The 15857-nt window shown below is 60.3% G+C and carries 18 protein-coding genes; 13 read left to right on the top strand and 5 right to left on the bottom strand.

The features are described 5' to 3' along the window. Positions 1 to 27: 27 nt before the first annotated feature. The 4 genes from infA to trxB all read right to left on the bottom strand — a co-directional run bounded on the left by infA (position 28) and on the right by trxB (position 2891). On the bottom strand, positions 28 to 246 hold the full coding sequence (infA, locus tag GWK36_RS11460; protein WP_166271254.1) for a translation initiation factor IF-1: 219 nt from the start codon (positions 244 to 246) through the stop codon (positions 28 to 30). Positions 247 to 361: 115 nt separating this feature from the next. Then, the gene (locus GWK36_RS11455; protein ID WP_166271253.1) at positions 362 to 1138 is read right to left on the bottom strand and encodes an arginyltransferase; all 777 of its coding nucleotides are present in this window, start codon (positions 1136 to 1138) and stop codon (positions 362 to 364) included. Then, positions 1135 to 1878 (bottom strand): leucyl/phenylalanyl-tRNA--protein transferase, encoded by a 744-nt coding sequence (gene aat, locus GWK36_RS11450; protein ID WP_166271252.1) that lies wholly within the window; start codon positions 1876 to 1878, stop codon positions 1135 to 1137. Before aat ends, GWK36_RS11455 begins: the two co-directional genes overlap by 4 nt. Positions 1879 to 1928: 50 nt before the next feature. Beyond that, on the bottom strand, positions 1929 to 2891 hold the full coding sequence (gene trxB, locus GWK36_RS11445) for a thioredoxin-disulfide reductase (RefSeq protein ID WP_166271251.1): 963 nt from the start codon (positions 2889 to 2891) through the stop codon (positions 1929 to 1931). Between the two features lie 221 nt (positions 2892 to 3112). On the opposite strand from trxB, the gene GWK36_RS11440 reads away from it, so the two are divergent. From GWK36_RS11440 to GWK36_RS11390, 11 genes are all read left to right on the top strand, one after another. Next, positions 3113 to 5098, top strand: a complete 1986-nt coding sequence (locus GWK36_RS11440; protein ID WP_166271250.1) for an O-linked N-acetylglucosamine transferase, SPINDLY family protein — start codon at positions 3113 to 3115, stop codon at positions 5096 to 5098. A gap of 15 nt (positions 5099 to 5113) precedes the next feature. Next, positions 5114 to 5581, top strand: a complete 468-nt coding sequence (locus GWK36_RS11435; protein ID WP_246237548.1) for a C40 family peptidase — start codon at positions 5114 to 5116, stop codon at positions 5579 to 5581. Between the two features lie 256 nt (positions 5582 to 5837). Further along, the gene (locus GWK36_RS11430) at positions 5838 to 6203 is read left to right on the top strand and encodes a high-potential iron-sulfur protein (protein ID WP_166271248.1); all 366 of its coding nucleotides are present in this window, start codon (positions 5838 to 5840) and stop codon (positions 6201 to 6203) included. Between the two features lie 241 nt (positions 6204 to 6444). Next, positions 6445 to 6951 (top strand): transposase, encoded by a 507-nt coding sequence (locus GWK36_RS11425; RefSeq protein WP_210756765.1) that lies wholly within the window; start codon positions 6445 to 6447, stop codon positions 6949 to 6951. A gap of 44 nt (positions 6952 to 6995) precedes the next feature. Then, positions 6996 to 7769: a hypothetical protein gene (locus tag GWK36_RS11420; protein ID WP_166271247.1), complete on the top strand. Its 774-nt coding sequence runs from the start codon at positions 6996 to 6998 to the stop codon at positions 7767 to 7769. A gap of 80 nt (positions 7770 to 7849) precedes the next feature. Then, complete coding sequence (locus tag GWK36_RS11415) at positions 7850 to 8470, top strand: RlmE family RNA methyltransferase (protein ID WP_166271246.1); 621 nt, start codon at positions 7850 to 7852, stop codon at positions 8468 to 8470. An 81-nt stretch (positions 8471 to 8551) separates the two neighbouring features. Continuing rightward, complete coding sequence (ftsH, locus tag GWK36_RS11410; RefSeq protein WP_210756925.1) at positions 8552 to 10468, top strand: ATP-dependent zinc metalloprotease FtsH; 1917 nt, start codon at positions 8552 to 8554, stop codon at positions 10466 to 10468. A gap of 5 nt (positions 10469 to 10473) precedes the next feature. Then, on the top strand, positions 10474 to 11820 hold the full coding sequence (gene glmM / locus GWK36_RS11405; RefSeq protein ID WP_166271244.1) for a phosphoglucosamine mutase: 1347 nt from the start codon (positions 10474 to 10476) through the stop codon (positions 11818 to 11820). A gap of 8 nt (positions 11821 to 11828) precedes the next feature. Further along, a complete protein-coding gene (locus GWK36_RS11400) occupies positions 11829 to 12065 on the top strand; it encodes a hypothetical protein (RefSeq protein WP_166271243.1) in 237 nt (78 codons plus the stop codon). Positions 12066 to 12080: 15 nt separating this feature from the next. Further along, positions 12081 to 12518, top strand: a complete 438-nt coding sequence (locus GWK36_RS11395; protein WP_166271242.1) for a type II toxin-antitoxin system RatA family toxin — start codon at positions 12081 to 12083, stop codon at positions 12516 to 12518. After that, positions 12505 to 12786: an RnfH family protein gene (locus GWK36_RS11390; protein WP_166271241.1), complete on the top strand. Its 282-nt coding sequence runs from the start codon at positions 12505 to 12507 to the stop codon at positions 12784 to 12786. The genes GWK36_RS11395 and GWK36_RS11390 overlap by 14 nt, the downstream gene beginning before the upstream one ends. 3 nt (positions 12787 to 12789) lie before the next feature. On the opposite strand, the gene GWK36_RS11385 is transcribed toward GWK36_RS11390, so the two are convergent. Further along, positions 12790 to 13284 (bottom strand): outer membrane protein assembly factor BamE, encoded by a 495-nt coding sequence (locus GWK36_RS11385; RefSeq protein WP_166271240.1) that lies wholly within the window; start codon positions 13282 to 13284, stop codon positions 12790 to 12792. A gap of 100 nt (positions 13285 to 13384) precedes the next feature. On the opposite strand from GWK36_RS11385, the gene fur reads away from it, so the two are divergent. Together fur and GWK36_RS11375 are read left to right on the top strand one after the other, a co-directional pair. Next, entirely contained in the window at positions 13385 to 13801 is a 417-nt protein-coding gene (gene fur, locus GWK36_RS11380; RefSeq protein ID WP_166271239.1) for a ferric iron uptake transcriptional regulator, read from the top strand. Positions 13802 to 14306: 505 nt separating this feature from the next. Next, positions 14307 to 15620 (top strand): MFS transporter, encoded by a 1314-nt coding sequence (locus GWK36_RS11375; RefSeq protein ID WP_166271238.1) that lies wholly within the window; start codon positions 14307 to 14309, stop codon positions 15618 to 15620. Positions 15621 to 15857: the final 237 nt, after the last annotated feature.

The following is a 15857-nucleotide window of genomic DNA, read 5'->3' as shown; positions in this document are numbered from 1 at the left end:
CGCCACTTGTCGTGCGGCGCCCCCGCATCAACGGGCGCGATAGACGATCCGGCCCTTGGTCAGGTCATAGGGGGTGAGCTCGACCGTCACCTTGTCGCCGGTGAGGATGCGGATGTAATGCTTGCGCATCTTGCCCGAGATGTGCGCCGTCACGGTGTGACCGTTCTCGAGCCGGACGCGGAAGACAGTATTGGGCAGGGTCTCGGTGACCGTGCCTTCCATTTGGATCACGTCATCTTTGGACATAGGGTAGTTGGCAGTCGGTGTCTTGAGAGTCCTTGACTAAAACGACTGCAATTCTAGCACGTTTGCCGGATCGATCCGAAACCTTACCACCTCTATGTTGAATGGCGGTTAGGCGTCATGGACACGGGCCGGCGCCGGTAAGGGTGATGGGTTGATGGGACATGAACCGTTGCCAATGCTGCCCGTCCCAGGCTTCGAGTGGGCGGAAGTGGGCTTTATAGGCCATCTTGGGCGAGTCGGCGATCCAATAGCCGAGATAGAGAAAGGGACGCTTGAGCCTTTGGGTGATCTGGATCTGGGTCAGGATGGCGAAGGTACCGAGCGAGCGCGCAGCCAGGTTGGGATCGAAGAAGGTATAGACCGCCGATAGGCCCTGCTGGACGATGTCGGTGACCGCAACCCCTGCCAGATGGCCGCCGAGCCATAACTCGATCAGGCAGGTCGTCCCGCCCCAGGGCTCGATCAAGAAGCGCCGGTAGGACGTTTCAGTGGCGTTCTCTGCCATCTCGCCTCCGGCATGACGGGCGGCGAGATAGCGCTGATAAAGGGCGAAATGCGCGGGATCGAAGCGCGCCGGCCCGATGGCGATCGCCATGTCTGTGGCATTGCGCTGCCAAGCGCGGCGTTGCGAACGGTTCGGCATGAAATCAGCGACCGGCAGACGCACTGAGATGCAGCCCTGACAGTTGCGACAGGCGGGGCGATAGAGATAACACCCGCTGCGTCTGAATCCCCGAGCGAGCAGCGTCTGGTAGAGCCCCTCCCCAAGCGGCGTGGCTGGATCGAGAAACAGGGTGCGCGCTTGCTGATCCTGGAGATAGGCGCATGGATGCGCGGCAGTGAGATAAAACGAAAGGCTTCCCGTGCCGTTAGGCCGTAAATGGCGGATCATGGCTGCGGCCTGGCAAAACAGGCAAGCTGGAGCGCAGCGGCTGGGCGTTCTTCTACGGCATGCCAGCAAGGGCCATCGCCGGAGGGTAAAGTGTGTTCAGCGATGAGCGTCAAAAACTCGGCACGCGCTAGGGCAACAGCGCCCAGGCTGTGCAGATGCGCCGTCATCATCTGGCAATCGATCAGGACGAAATCCCAGTCTACCAACTGCTCGCACAGATGCACTAAGGCGATCTTGGAGGCATCATCGACCCGGCTGAACATGGATTCGCCGAAAAAGACCCTCCCTAGGGCGACCCCGTAGAGTCCGCCGACCAGGGTATTGCCCTGCCAGACCTCAACCGAATGCGCCAGGCCCAGGGTATGGAGCTGGCAATAGGCCGCGATCATCTCCGGCACCAGCCAGGTCCCGCCCTTGGGCTCGCGGGGTGCGGCGCACTGCTGGATCACGGCGCGGAAGGCCCGATCCAGGGTCGTCGTCAACCCGCAGCGCCGTAGACGCTTGCGCAGACTGCGCGAGATACGAAGCTGGGTCGGGAACAAGACCGCCCGCGGGTCTGGCGACCACCAGAGGATCGGGTCGCCAGGTCCGAACCAGGGAAAGATCCCGCGCCGGTATGCCTGGAGCAGACGGGTGGGGCTGAGATCGCCGCCGATGGCGAGCAGGCCATTGGGCTCGGCGAGCGCCAGGTGCGGAGCGGGGAAGTGCGAGTGGTCATCTGGATCGAGCCACGGGATCATCGAACGCTCCCTGGTTCGGAAGGTCGGCGCCTAGGGATCGTGCCTCTGCCTCAGTCGTTTCGCCCAAGGCTATCGAGATATTTCTCGGCATCGAGCGCCGCCATACAGCCGGCGCCGGCAGAGGTGATCGCCTGGCGATAGATGGGGTCCATGACATCACCAGCGGCAAAGACCCCGGGGATCGAGGTGGCGGTGGCATTACCCTGGCTGCCGCCACGGACCCTGATATAGCCGTTCTCCAGTTCGAGCTGCCCAGCGAAGATCGCGGTATTTGGGGTATGCCCGATGGCGATGAAGATCCCTTGCAGCGCGATGTCCTGGGTCTCGCCGGTCTGAACGTGTTTGATACGCATGCCGGTGACGCCGGTGGCGTCCCCCAGGACCTCGTCTAGGACATGGTTCCAGATGATCCGCACCCGTCCCTGTTCGGCCTTCTCGAACAGATGTTGCTGCATGATCTTTTCGGCGCGCAGGGCATCGCGACGATGGACCAGGATCACCTCGGAGGCGATATTGGCAAGATAAAGCGACTCCTCGACCGCGGTATTGCCGCCGCCGATCACCGCCACCCGCTGATTGCGATAAAAGAACCCATCGCAGGTGGCGCAGGCCGAGACACCGCGCCCGCGGAATGCCTGCTCGGAGGGTAGACCCAGATACTTAGCGCTAGCACCGGTGGCGATGATCAGGGCATCGCAGGTATAGGCCCCTGCATCGCCCTCCAGGCGGAAGGGTCGGGATCTGAGATCTGCGGTATGGATGTGATCGAAGACGATCTCGGTCCCGAAGCGCTCGGCATGGCGGCGCATCCGATCCATCAGCTCTGGGCCCTGGACGCCGTCTGGGTCACCGATCCAATTGTCGACCTCGGTAGTGGTCATGAGTTGGCCGCCCTGCTCCAGACCGGTGATCAGGACCGGATCGAGATTGGCGCGAGCGGCATAGACTGCGGCTGTATAGCCGGCTGGTCCTGAGCCCAGAATCAAGAGTCGGCAATGCTTGGCTTCAGACATCGCACAATGCTCCAAAAGGATTGGATAAAAGGGGATTGGCTGTTTCCTGGCCAAGGGGGCATGCCAGGAGGAAGGGGCCGGATGACCTAAACTTTACGTTCTGGCCTGAGGGCGGTAAAGCCCAGCGATTGGGCAGGCGCCTGTCCTGTGGCTTGGTCCCAAAAATGCTTATACTCGGATGCAGTCCAAGCGGGCCTAAACACCCGGGAGAGAGGCTGCTTATGGCGCAAGAATCCAACCCGTCAGCTACCGTCGATCTTTTAGCGCTTTTTACTCAAGGTCGGTATGCCGACGCCGAGGCCGGCGCGCGCCGCCTCATCGAGCAAGCGCCGCAAGATCCCTTTGCCTGGACGCTGCTTGGGGTAAGCTTGCAGGCCATGCGGCGGCCTGAAGAGGCGATTGCTGCCCTCAAAGAGGCCCAGACGTTTGCGCCAGGGGATGCGCAGATCCTCAATACCCTGGGTGCGGCGCTCGAAGAGACGGGACAGCTTGCCGTGGCCGGGGTCTGTTATGCCCAGGCCGCGCGTCAAGAACCGGGGTTTGTCGCAGCTTTTTATAACCTTGCCCGCTTGCTTGAACGCCTGGGTCAGTTTGAAGAGGCCCGCTTCTATTACGAGCATACGCTCAGCCTTGATCCTGATCACCTCAAGTCGCTCAATCAGCTCGGCAATCTATTGCGCGCGCTCAAACAAAATGCAGCGGCGCTGAAATGCTATCAGCGCGCGCTCAACCTCAATGCCAACCAACCGGAGCTCCTGAGCAACCTCGGCAATCTGCTCGTCGAACTCGGGCAACTGGAGCATGCCCTCGCCTGCCAGCATCAGGCCGCTGCGCTCAGGCCCCATGACCCCGAGATCCTGTGCAATCTCGGCACAGCCCTCCATGAGATGGGGCAGATCGATGAGTCCTTGGCAGCCTATGAAGAGGCGATTAGGCTAAGACCAACAGACAGCGCCATCCGCAGCCGCCAGCTCTTTACCCTTAATTATCATCCAGATCTCTCGCCTGAAGAGATCTTTGGCGCCTATCAGGCATTCGAACAGCGTTTTGGGTTACCTCATCGCGATACCTGCCCCCCCCATTTGAATGACCCGAGGGTGGATCGGCGGTTGCGCATTGGCTATGTCTCGGCAGACTTTCGTTCGCATTCAACGAGTCATTTCCTAGAACCTCTGCTTGCCCATCATGACCATGAGCAGTTTGAGATCTTTGCCTATGTGCAAAACGTCAGCTTCGATCATCTGAGCCTCCGTTATCGTAAACTGGTCGATCATTGGGTGCCGATTGCTGCCTTGGATGATGCGGCGGTAGTGGCGCGCATCCGTGCCGACCAGATCGACATCCTGGTCGATCTTGCCGGTCACACCGCGGGCAATCGGTTAGGGATCTTTGCCCGCCGGCCGGCACCGGTTTCCTTGACCTGGCTGGGTTATGGCTATACCACTGGTCTGTCGGCCGTTGACTATTTCCTCACCGACCCGGTGTTGACCCCCCCGGGCTGCGAGCCGTTATTTTCTGAACGTCTCTGGCGCCTGGAACGCCCGTTCATTGCCTATCGCCCTAACCCGGCGATGGGTGATCCGGGCCCCCTGCCGGCCATCACTAAAGGCCTTGTGACCTTTGCCACCCTGAGCAGGGGCGTTCGTGTTAATCATCGCGTCATCCGGGTATGGTCGGCGATCCTCAAACGCGTTCCAGGTTCGCAGCTGGTGCTTGATTCCAAGAGCTTCCAGAGCCCAGCGATCCAAGAGCAATGGGCGGCGCGCTTTACCGCGCATGGGATTGCGCGCGAACGTCTCGTGATGGGCTGTCATAGCCCCCCTTGGGACCTGCTGCGAGACATCGATATCAGCTTGGATTGCTTTCCCCATAATTCGGGGACAACCCTGGTCGAATCACTCTATATGGGTATCCCCGTGGTCACCCTTGCCGAGCGCCCGAGTGTGGGGCGAATCGGCAGCGCCATCCTGACGGCCTTGGGACACCCCGAATGGATCGCCCAGACCGAGGAGGAGTACATCGAAAAGGCGGTGGAGCTGGCCACTGACCTCGATCGCCTGGCCGCGATCCGCGCCTCCTTACGCGCCGAACTCGAGGCCAGCCCCCTGCGCGATGAGGTGGGGTTCACCCAGGCCATGGAACGGGCCTATCGCCAGATGTGGCAGCAGTGGTGTGCGGGGCAGGTGCAATCGAGCAGGCTTCATTGATTAGGCGAGATGCAGATGAAGGCGCGCGGGTGGTATCTCTTGTTTCTGGTATTAGTGATCGGCGTGCTCATGAGCATGCTTTCCGGCTGCGCCAGCCGCGGGGGGCTTACTGCCAAACGCGCCGACCTGGTCGCCAAGGGATTGGCCCAGATCGGGACGCCCTATGTCTATGGCGGCACCTCGCCCAGACAGGGCTTTGATTGCAGCGGTCTGACCTATTATGCGCATTATCAAACAGGGTTGAGGATTCCGAGGACTGCAGCGGCGCAGCATCGCGCTGCCCGTCCCGTCTCCCGCAATCGGCTTCAGCCAGGCGATATGGTGTTCTTCAAGACCGGGCCGGATATCTATCACGTGGGCCTGATGATCGATCGCAAGCATTTTGTCCATGCCTCCAGCGCGCGCAACGAGGTGCGGGTGGATTCGCTCGATAGCCCCTACTGGAGCGCGCACTACATCGGTGCGGGAACCTATCTCTATTGATCCGGTCTGATCGGCTCGACGTCATACCCGTCTTTGTCATGACGGGTGGGCAGTTGCGAAAGATCAGGGTAAAATCCGAGTGCTCTCTTGAATACTGTCTTTCCTGGTCTCTCCAGGCGGTAGGAGATAAAGATTTGGCCTCTAAAGTCTCGCCTTTTGGGGTGACCTGTAGCACAATGGCCCCGCCTCCAGCGGTTTGGCTGGGGGCAACTGGGCCATTGTCCCGATCGTAAAACATCATTTTAAGGAGTGATTCATGTCCGATCAGCCAATCTGCAAGAGCCGTCGTGACGCCATCAAGGTGATGCTGGGTGCTGCCGTCGCCGTTCCCTTGATCAATCTGGTGGGTGTTGGTGCTGCCCGCGCCGCCGTCCCGGCCAATGCCGTTACCGAGGATGATCCGACCGCCGTCGCCCTGAAGTATCATCGGGATGCCACCAAATCCGACCGCGTCGCGGCCGCGCGTCCCGGCCTGCCGCCCGAACAGCAGCATTGCGCCAACTGCCAGTTCATGCAGCCCGAGGTCGCCGAGGGCGACGAGTGGAAGGGTTGCCAGCTCTTCCCCGGCAAGCTGATCAATGTCAACGGCTGGTGCGCCTCTTGGACCCTGCGCGCGAGCTGATCTGCACGGGATTGGATCTCGAGAAAAACGCGGCCCTTGGGCCGCGTTTTTCATTCTTGATTAAGAAACACATGCTTTTGAAATTGAGTGAGCTGTCCTGATGTCGTGGGCATGGAAAGACGAGACATGAGATTGCTGTCGTTTGCGGCGCGCGAAGAGCGGCGGCGTGGCTGGAGGTATGAAGCGATAGGCGCGCAGAGGGGATTGTTGGGCGCATGGGTGTTCGACATCTGCAAACGCTATGGGCGCGAAGGGGCCCAAGGGCTCAAGGACGAGAAGCGGGCGCTCTTATGCGCCGGCGATCAAGACGCCCGAGATTCGCGTCACGCACCGTCGCGAAGGCCTGTCGGTGATCTCGACGCTGACCAACCGCGGCAAGGTGCGTCGGAAGGCGTTCGCGGGGGCGATGAACGCCCACATCCTGATCGACTTCATGAAGCGGCTCGTCAAGGACGCCAGGGGCAAGAAGATCTTCCTCATCCTCGACAACCTGCGCGTGCATCACACCAAGTCGGTCAAGGCGTGGCTGGCTGCATGCGCCAATCAAATCGAGGCGTCCTCCCTCCCCCCCTACAGCCCAGCACTGAACCCCAACGAGATGCTCAAGGCCACCATCACCGCGCAGGCGCCCTCCCGCGCCAAGGGCGATCTGAAGAAGGCGACCGTCAGCCACCTGCGCCGCCTTCTCAATTCCCCCCAACGCGTCATGCGCTACTTCCAGCATCCCAAGCTCCATGATGCCGCGTAATACAAGTTCATTGGTTTCGGATCAATAAACCCCCAATAGGTGGCATGTCTAAGATCCATTGGCAATCGCTCTGGCAGCGTGGTTTGATCTGGTCCTTGATCGGAATGATCTATGCGCTGTTGTTTATGGCCTTACGGGTGCTGATCCAGGGGGTTGGGGGAATTGGCTGGCCGGATATCCCAGCCGGTGCCTTGGCCGCTGGGGCAAGCGCCGTGCTCTATGGCGCACATGAGCTGGCCCTACTGAGCACCGGCCTGGGCGTCGCTGTGGGCCTGGGGCTGCTTATGTCTATCCCCCAGATCACCCTGGCTGAGATCCTAGTTGCCGCTGCGCTGGTCGCTATCCTAGTGGGACTCAGCTTTTCCTTTCCGCAGCACTGTACGCGCCATATTGTCGGCAAGCTCTTGGCCGGTCTGTTGTTGGGGGGTGGGGGCGCTGCCCTCCTGATCGCCGCTGAATCACTGGGCCTATTGCCAGACTCAACCCTGGCGCAGGTCATGGTATTGATCGGTATCAGCGGTCTGCTCTATGTCATTACGATCCGCGGCTGGGTGCGGTTGGTGCAATGGCTGAGGTTGGATGCCTTGCCTTGTGATCCACTCGAAGCTTTGGTGATGGCGATCCTGGCAGGGATCGCTGCAGGCAGCATCTGGGTGCTTTTCGTCCCGATCTTGGCTCCAAAGACTGATACCTGGTCTTGGATAAGCATGGTCATCTATCACCAGCTTCCCGAAACCCTACTCGGAGGATTTCTGGGCGGCGCCCTGACTGGGATTGCGCTTGAACTGTTGCACCTGCCCTGGGCCGATGATCTCTAGCCTCGAGAATGCAGGGATGCAGCTTGGGTCCCGGGTGAGTTGTGATAATCTTTAATACTTGATTCGGCGGGACATGAGTGATGACGCGCCGTCCATCCAGTCGCCGTTGGCTTGAGCGGCATTTCAACGATCCCTATGTCAAGCGTGTTCGCGCCGATGGCTATCGTTCGCGCGCAGCCTATAAATTGCTTGAGATCCAGGCCAAGGACGCCATACTCCGATCTGGGATGCGGGTTGTCGATCTGGGCGCGGCGCCAGGGAGTTGGTCCCAGGTCGCACGCACCTATCTAGGTCCCCAAGGACAGATCGTGGCCTTGGATCGATTGCGGATGGAACCTTTAGAAGGGGTGACCATACTCCAGGGCGATTTCCGCGAGGAGGCGGTGTGGTCTGACCTCTACGCGGTCCTCGGCGAGATGCCAGTCGATCTGGTGCTTTCGGATATGGCCCCCAATATCACTGGGATGGCGGTTGTGGATCAAGCGCGCGCCCTGGGCTTGGCCGAGCTGGCCTTGGAGTTTGCGCGGGCGCACCTCAAAACCGGCGGGGCCCTGGTCGTCAAGGTCTTTCAGGGCGCAGGCTTCGATGCCTATCTACGCGAGTTGCGTGCCTCCTTTGACCAGGTTGCTGTGCGCAAGCCTCAATCCTCAAGGTCCGAAAGCCGTGAAACCTTTCTCGTGGCCAAGGGCTTTTGCCCTTGAGGGATTGCGGATCTGGGGATGAGCGAAGCAGTAGGGTATTGGCATTCAGGTCTGTGTGAGGGGCCGTGAGTCGTGAGTGACATAGCGAAAAATCTTGTGCTCTGGTTGGTCATCGCCATCGTGTTGATGTCGGTGTATAACAACTTTACGGCAACCCAATCGGCCCCTAGGAACCTCGATTATTCGGAGTTCATTGCCCAGGTTCGGCAGGGTAGTGTTAAGGAAGTCAGCATCCAGGGGCGCTTGATCGAGGGCGTGACCGACACCGGGCAGCGGTTTAGCACCTATAGCCCAGGCGATGATGGGCTGGTCGGCGATCTGCTCAATCACAACGTCATCATCAAGGCCATGCCGCCTCGGGGCCAATCCCTCCTGGTCCAGATCCTGATCAACTGGTTTCCGCTGTTGATCCTGGTTGGTCTGTGGATCCTATTCATGCGTCAGGTCCAGGGTGGTATCAATGGGCGAAGCGCCATGTCCTTCGGCAAGAGCCGGGCGCGACTGCTCTCCGACGACCAGGTCAAGGTTACCTTTCAGGATGTCGCCGGCTGTGATGAGGCCAAGGAGGAGGTTGCCGAGATCGTCGAGTTTTTGCGCGATCCGGGCCGTTTCCAAAAACTGGGCGGCAAGATCCCCAAGGGGGTGCTCATGGTCGGGCCGCCGGGTACCGGCAAGACCCTGCTCGCGCGCGCTATCGCCGGTGAGGCCAAGGTACCTTTCTTTACCATTTCGGGCTCGGACTTTGTTGAGATGTTTGTCGGCGTCGGCGCCTCACGGGTGCGCGATATGTTCGATCAGGCCAAGCGCCATGCCCCCTGCATCGTCTTCATCGACGAGATCGATGCGGTGGGCCGGCATCGCGGCGCTGGCTTGGGCGGCGGACACGACGAACGCGAACAGACATTGAATCAACTCCTGGTCGAGATGGATGGCTTCGAGGGTAACGAGGGGGTAATCGTGATCGCCGCCACCAACCGCCCCGATGTTCTTGATCCGGCCTTGCTACGGCCAGGGCGGTTCGACCGCCAGGTGGTCGTGCCTCTCCCCGATGTGCGTGGGCGCGAGCAGATCCTCAAGGTCCATATGCGCAAGATTCCGGTGGCCGAGGACGTCAAGGCCTCGGTGCTGGCGCGCGGCACACCCGGCTTTTCAGGCGCTGATCTCGCTAACCTGGTTAACGAGGCGGCGCTCTTTGCCGCCCGTGCCAACAAAAAACTGGTCGAGATGAGCGACATGGAAAAGGCCAAGGACAAGATCCTGATGGGCGCTGAGCGCCGCTCGATGGTCATGACTGACGAGGAGAAGCGGCTGACCGCCTATCATGAATCCGGCCATGCCATCGTCGGGCGTCTGGTGCCGGATCATGATCCGGTGCACAAGGTCTCGATCATCCCGCGCGGGCGTGCCCTGGGCGTGACCCTGTTCTTACCCGAGGATGACCGGTTCAGCTATAGCAAACAGCGGCTGGAGAGCCAGATCGCCAGCCTGTTCGGCGGGCGCTGCGCTGAGGAGATCGTCTTTGGCCCGGACAGTGTAACCACAGGCGCCCAAAACGACATCCATCGCGCCACCGAGATCGCCCGCAACATGGTCACCAAGTGGGGCCTCTCCGAGCGTCTAGGGCCTTTGGCCTATAGCGAGGAGGAGCAAGAGATCTTTCTTGGGCATTCGGTGACCCAGCATAAGAACGTCTCCGATGAGACCTCGCATCTGATCGACGAGGAGATCCGCCATATCGTCGAGCGCAACTATGCCCGCGCCCGCGCACTGCTCGAGGAAAACATCGATAAGCTCCATGCCATGGCCGCGGCCTTGATGAAATACGAGACCATCGATTCGGCCCAGATCGATGACATCATGGCCGGACGTCCACCGCGTCCGCCGCGTGACTGGGAAGATGACGAGCCGCGTCATTCTCCAGGCGCGCTCGATTCGTCGGGCGAGGATGATGGCGGATTCTCGCCTGGGCAGGTCGGTCAGGCGGCAGGGGGACGCTGAACGCGATGCGCCTTCGTTATTTCGGCACCGACGGCATCCGCGGGCGGGTGGGCAGCGGTTGTATCACCCCTGACTTCGTACTCAAGCTCGGTTGGGCAGCAGGGCGGGTACTCGGCAATGGGCGTGGGACGGTCCTGATCGGCAAGGATACGCGCATCTCGGGCTATATGTTTGAGTCAGCGCTCGAGGCCGGTCTCGTCGCAGCAGGGGTCGATATCCGCTTATTGGGCCCCATGACCACCCCGGGGGTGGCTTATCTCACCCGTACCTTCCGCGCCAGTGCCGGCATCGTCATTACCGCCTCGCATAACCCCTTCGAGGACAATGGGATCAAGTTCTTTTCCCCAGGTGGGGACAAGCTCCCCGATGAGCTGGAGCTGGCCATCGAGTCGGAGCTCGACAAGCCGATTCAGCTCGTCGAGTCGAGCCGCCTGGGTAAGGCCAAACGGATCGACGACGCCGGGGGGCGCTACATCGAGTTTTGCAAAAGCACCGCACCCCAGAGTCTGGATCTCAAAGGCGTAACAATCGTCGTCGATTGCGCCAACGGTGCCACTTACAATACCGCGCCCTATGTCTTCGAAGAGCTCGGTGCCAAGGTGATCCGTCTCGGCACCGAGCCGGATGGCTTTAACATCAATCAGGGAGTCGGCTCAACCCATCCTGAAACAGTCTGTGCTGCGGTGATCCGCGAAGGTGCGGACCTGGGGATCGCCTTCGACGGCGACGGCGACCGGGTGGTCATGGTCGATGCCCAGGGTAGGCTCATCGACGGCGATCGGCTGCTCTATATCATCGCCAAATCCCGGCTCTTGAGCGGTGCCTTGCGCGGTGAGGTAGTGGGCACAGTCATGAGCAACCTCGGGCTCGAACAGGCCCTCAAACGCTTGGGTGTGCGGTTTGCACGGGTCAAGGTCGGCGACCGCTATATCCTGGAACATCTCAAGGCAACGGACGGCATCCTCGGCGGTGAACCCTCGGGTCATCTCATCTGCCGCGACCGCACAACGACGGGCGACGGCATCATCTCGGCGCTCCAGGTGCTGGCGGCACTCAACCAATTTGAGCGCACGCTTGCTGAATTGGCCCAGGAGGTCGAACTCTATCCCCAGGTGCTCGTCAATGTGCCCACCCTCAAGCCCCGCCAGATCCTCGAACACCCAGAGGTACAGGGGGCTGTCAATGAGGCTGAGGCGGGGCTTGGCGAACGCGGACGGGTCCTTCTGCGCCCCTCGGGGACTGAACCTCTAGTGCGCATCATGGTCGAGGGCAGCGAGCGCAGTCAGGTCGAGCAACTGGCCGCCCAGCTCGCCGAGGTTGTGCGGCAGCAAACAGAGTCAGGTGGTCGATGATGGAGGGGATGGCTAAAGAGAGCGGTGAGGCCGGGCTTGATGCAGCCATCCTCGCCCTTGAGCAGAATCTGCTGCTGGCGATCCGTCAATCACAGTCACTCTATCGTTCCAGCGAATCATCTCAACTGTCTAACGGCGAAGAAATGGATGCAATGCCAGTTAGGGATATGGCGGTATGTCTGCTAAAGAGAGGGATATCCGGGACGAAAAGGACCATCCGCAAAATCGATCCTGATCATGACTGATCCTGTCTAACGCCCGTGCCCATCGTCAGAAAAAGCGCACTCGTTCCCTATTCGGCGGCCCGCATGTTCGAGCTCGTCTATGACGTGGTCTCTTATCCTCAGTTTTTGCCCTGGTGCGATAGCGCCAGCGTCCTCTCCGAGACCGAGGACCAGATCTGCGGCCAGATCAGCGTCCATCGTCTGGGAGTCCGCCAGACCTTCAGCACCTGTAACCGCTTTGAGCGCAACCGCTTGATGTATATCGATCTGCTGGATGGCCCATTCCGCAAGCTGACCGGCGCCTGGCGCTTTACCCCGTTGCGTGAGGATGCCTCCAAGGTTGAGCTCGAGCTCGAGTTCGAGTTTTCCGGTGGCTTGATCGACCGGGCATTCGGCGGGGTGTTCAACCAGATCGCCAATACCCTGGTCGATGCCTTTTGCCAGCGTGCCGAGGCCCTCTATGGCCGCGACTGAATATCTCAAGGTATCACTGGCCTATGTCGGGCCCCAGGGTCAAGCCCTGCGCCCGCTTGAGGTCAGAGGGGGGACGACCGTCCAGGCAGCCATCGAACAATCGGGTATCTTAGCGCAGTTCCCGGAGATCGATCTCAAGATCAATCAGGTCGGTATCTTCGGCAAGATCGTGCCCATGGACCAGGTCCTTGAGGAGGGTGATCGCATCGAGATCTACCGCCCCTTGATTGCTGATCCCAAGGCGGTGCGCAAACGCCAAGTGTCTTGAGCATTATTCGGCAGGCTCAAGCCCAATGCCCTTGAGTGCCTTACGCAAGATCCCTTGACGCGGTTCCTGGTCGGGGACATCCACCAAGATCTGTTCAGGGGCGCGGGTGTTGTGCCGCGCTGGGTTAGGTTGGCGATCGCCCTCGATACGCACGAGCTGGTCGTCCTTGAAATACAGCGTTAGGGTGTGTTGCTCCCTTGGTCGATGACCGCGTTGGATGCTATAGATATAGTCCCAGCGGTCGGTATGAAAGAAGTCCACCAGCGGCGGGGTGCCTAATAAAAAACTGACCTGGCGCTTGGTCATGCCGAGTTCAAGTGCATCGATCATCTCTTCGGTCAACAGGGTGCCCTGTTGAACCGTCATCTTATAGACAAATGGCAGCCCCTCTAGGACCGAGCCGCGCGCAGCCTCGGGTTTGGCGGTGCGTGCGCATCCAGTCAGCGCGAGCGCAGTCGCTAGCCCGATCGATCCCCAAACAGTCACAATCTTTCGCATCTTGTCCTGCTTATGACTTTGCGCTAAACCGATTCATCATACAGCAGCCCTGCTGTCGGAGCACGCGGCGGCCGGGCCATGATCGCAGGGGCATCGTCCATTGGAAAATCGACAGATCAAACAGGCAGGGCTCAAGGTCACGGCACCGCGGGTCAAGATCCTCAACGTCCTCGAGCGCAGCGACAAACGCCATCTCAGCGCCGAGAATGTCTATCGGGAACTCCTCAATCAGGGCGAGGAGATCGGCCTGGCCACCGTCTATCGGGTCCTGACCCAGTTCGAGGGAGCGGGGCTGGTGCGCCGTCGTCACTTTGAAAGCGGGCAGGCGGTCTTTGAGCTGAGCGACGGTGAGCATCATGACCATCTGATTTGCATCAAATGCAGTGCCATCGTCGAGTTCACCGACCCGGCACTCAAGCAGTATCTCGCTGGCATCGCTGCCCATCATGGGTTCGAGATCAAGGACCAGTCACTGGTGATCTACGGGGTCTGCCCCGCCTGTCAGGGCAGCGACTGAACCGTTCCATCAGACTGCCCCATCCCTGCGCAAGCAGGAACAAAGCTGATGTCCTGCCTCAGCCAGGCGGTTTCACCGTCGGATGATTCAGCCAGCCAGCGCCTCCCTCCCCACAGGCGTCACTTCCGGCAGAATTCACCGTAGGGCCATTCAGGACGGCCAGTCCGGCGGTCGAGATATTCTTGCCCCATTCAGCTTGCGGTCATGATGGGCCGCGCACATTGGGCATATCCACTGTTGCGCCGACAGGGAGAGGGTATCCAACCACTGTCCGCTGCGCCGCAGGGCGGCAGGCAGGGCGGTCTCACCAAGCTCAGGCAGATCAGCGTCTTGGCCCAGATGGGGGTATAGGTCGTCGCGAGCAACGTGAGTGAGATGGGCTCGGGGACTCGAGGCCTGGAGGCGATGGCGCAGGGGCGGCCCTGGTCGGGCCGGGAAGACAAGGCAGCGGGTGGATGGAATAATGGATCATCTGGTCTATCTCTGTCTTTGAGACACACACGCGATGTCTGTTTTTGAGCACTCTGTACGGCTTGGCCCGATCTATCTGATGCCAGGTGTGACGCGCTGGCAGGCGGTCACGCTGCTCTTGAGCGCCTTTTTTTCGCTGGGGCTCATGACCTTCATCACTGTCGGTCAAACCTATATCCTCAACGCCCATCTCGGCATCCCGACCGACCAGCAAGGGACCATCAGCGGCGATCTGGTGTTCTGGACCGAGATCATCACCCTGGCCCTCTTCATCCCGACTGGCATCCTGGTCGATCGTCTGGGCCGGCGCTTGATCTTTGCGCTCGGATTCTTGCTGTTGGCCCTGACCTATGTGCTCTATCCCACTGCCCAGGCGGTTGGCGACCTGTATCTCTATCGCTTCATCTATGCCTTGGGGGTAGTGACAGTAGCAACGGCGCTGTCCACCGTGATGGCCGATTATCCCCTGGAACCTTCGCGCGGCAAGCTGGTGGCCATCGTGGGTGTATTGAGCGGCTTGGGGATCGTGGTCATCAATCAGGTTTTCGGCACCCTGCCCAAACAGCTCACCGCTCAGGGTCTCGATGCCATCGCTGCCGGTTATCTGACCCATGAGCTGGTTGCTGGGATTGCGGTCATGGTGGCGTTGTTGGTGTATCTGGGTTTGCAGAAAGGGACGCCCGTTGGGCATGAGGAACGGCTGAAGGTGCGTGATCTCTTTGTCAGCGGTTTTGCCCAGGCGCGGAATCCGCGCATCCTGCTCGCCTATCTGGCAGCCTTTATCGCGCGCGGCGATCAGTCGGTCAATGCCGCCTTTCTGATCCTCTGGGGGAATACCGCGGCTCTGGCGGCTGGTATGGATGCCTCGGCGGCGATCAAAAATGGCACCATCATCTTTGTCCTGGTACAGGTGGTGGCCCTGATCTGGGCGCCGATCATGGGTCCGATCATGGATCGGTTGGATCGGTTGACGGGGTTGGCGCTCGCGATGGCTCTCGCGGCTCTTGGTAACCTGGCGGTGATCTGGATGAGCGATCCGCGTCCCGGCCCGGCCTTGGTTTTTTTGATCCTGCTGGGGATCGGGCAGATCAGCGTATATCTGGCCGCTCAGTCGCTGATCGGTCAGGAGGCTCCGCGGGAGTCGCGCGGCTCGGTGATGGGGGCATTCAATGTCGCAGGCGCCATCGGTATCCTTTCGATCACCGCCATCGGCGGGCGGCTGTTCGACCATATCGCCCCTTATGCCCCGTTTGTCTTGGTCGGTGCGATCAATATCTTGTTGTTTGGGCTGTGCCTGATCGTGCGTCTGCGCGGCCCAGCGAAGTTGACGGCGCCTTCGAGGGGCTGAAGGTTGGAGCGATCCCAAGCCGCGAGATGGCTGGTGCGATCCTGAGCGGGGCGGAATTTGCCGAGCGGGTCCCGATTGCTCCAGTCTGACCCAATGCGCGCCAAGCCCCACCTTTTAGGTCGGGAAGGATGTCAAGATGTCGGCCGTTGACCTGCTGTAGGGCGGTACTGATCCATACGCCGCCCTGCACCCCGCTCCTTTGCATCCGCTGCTGTTGATAGATTCCAATCCTCACCG

Origin of the sequence: Caldichromatium japonicum (genome assembly GCF_011290485.1) — a bacterium.
Classification (GTDB): domain Bacteria; phylum Pseudomonadota; class Gammaproteobacteria; order Chromatiales; family Chromatiaceae; genus Thermochromatium; species Thermochromatium japonicum.
The sequence above is the reverse complement of the archived record's forward strand: the minus strand, read 5'-3'. Positions and strand labels throughout refer to the sequence as shown.

What these genes read in the sequence shown, in the direction of transcription:
- GWK36_RS11425 (WP_210756765.1), top strand. Translation starts at nt 6,445, where the DNA reads ATGGGCGCGAAGGGGCCCAAGGGCTCAAGGACGAGAAGCGGGCGCTCT.
- GWK36_RS11455 (WP_166271253.1), bottom strand. Translation starts at nt 1,138, where the DNA reads ATGATCCGCCATTTACGGCCTAACGGCACGGGAAGCCTTTCGTTTTAT.
- GWK36_RS11390 (WP_166271241.1), top strand. Translation starts at nt 12,505, where the DNA reads ATGGCCGCGACTGAATATCTCAAGGTATCACTGGCCTATGTCGGGCCC.
- GWK36_RS11385 (WP_166271240.1), bottom strand. Translation starts at nt 13,284, where the DNA reads ATGCGAAAGATTGTGACTGTTTGGGGATCGATCGGGCTAGCGACTGCG.
- aat (WP_166271252.1), bottom strand. Translation starts at nt 1,878, where the DNA reads ATGATCCCGTGGCTCGATCCAGATGACCACTCGCACTTCCCCGCTCCG.
- GWK36_RS11440 (WP_166271250.1), top strand. Translation starts at nt 3,113, where the DNA reads ATGGCGCAAGAATCCAACCCGTCAGCTACCGTCGATCTTTTAGCGCTT.
- GWK36_RS11430 (WP_166271248.1), top strand. Translation starts at nt 5,838, where the DNA reads ATGTCCGATCAGCCAATCTGCAAGAGCCGTCGTGACGCCATCAAGGTG.
- glmM (WP_166271244.1), top strand. Translation starts at nt 10,474, where the DNA reads ATGCGCCTTCGTTATTTCGGCACCGACGGCATCCGCGGGCGGGTGGGC.
- GWK36_RS11415 (WP_166271246.1), top strand. Translation starts at nt 7,850, where the DNA reads ATGACGCGCCGTCCATCCAGTCGCCGTTGGCTTGAGCGGCATTTCAAC.
- infA (WP_166271254.1), bottom strand. Translation starts at nt 246, where the DNA reads ATGTCCAAAGATGACGTGATCCAAATGGAAGGCACGGTCACCGAGACC.
- GWK36_RS11420 (WP_166271247.1), top strand. Translation starts at nt 6,996, where the DNA reads ATGTCTAAGATCCATTGGCAATCGCTCTGGCAGCGTGGTTTGATCTGG.
- trxB (WP_166271251.1), bottom strand. Translation starts at nt 2,891, where the DNA reads ATGTCTGAAGCCAAGCATTGCCGACTCTTGATTCTGGGCTCAGGACCA.
- GWK36_RS11435 (WP_246237548.1), top strand. Translation starts at nt 5,114, where the DNA reads ATGAAGGCGCGCGGGTGGTATCTCTTGTTTCTGGTATTAGTGATCGGC.
- GWK36_RS11375 (WP_166271238.1), top strand. Translation starts at nt 14,307, where the DNA reads ATGTCTGTTTTTGAGCACTCTGTACGGCTTGGCCCGATCTATCTGATG.
- GWK36_RS11400 (WP_166271243.1), top strand. Translation starts at nt 11,829, where the DNA reads ATGGCTAAAGAGAGCGGTGAGGCCGGGCTTGATGCAGCCATCCTCGCC.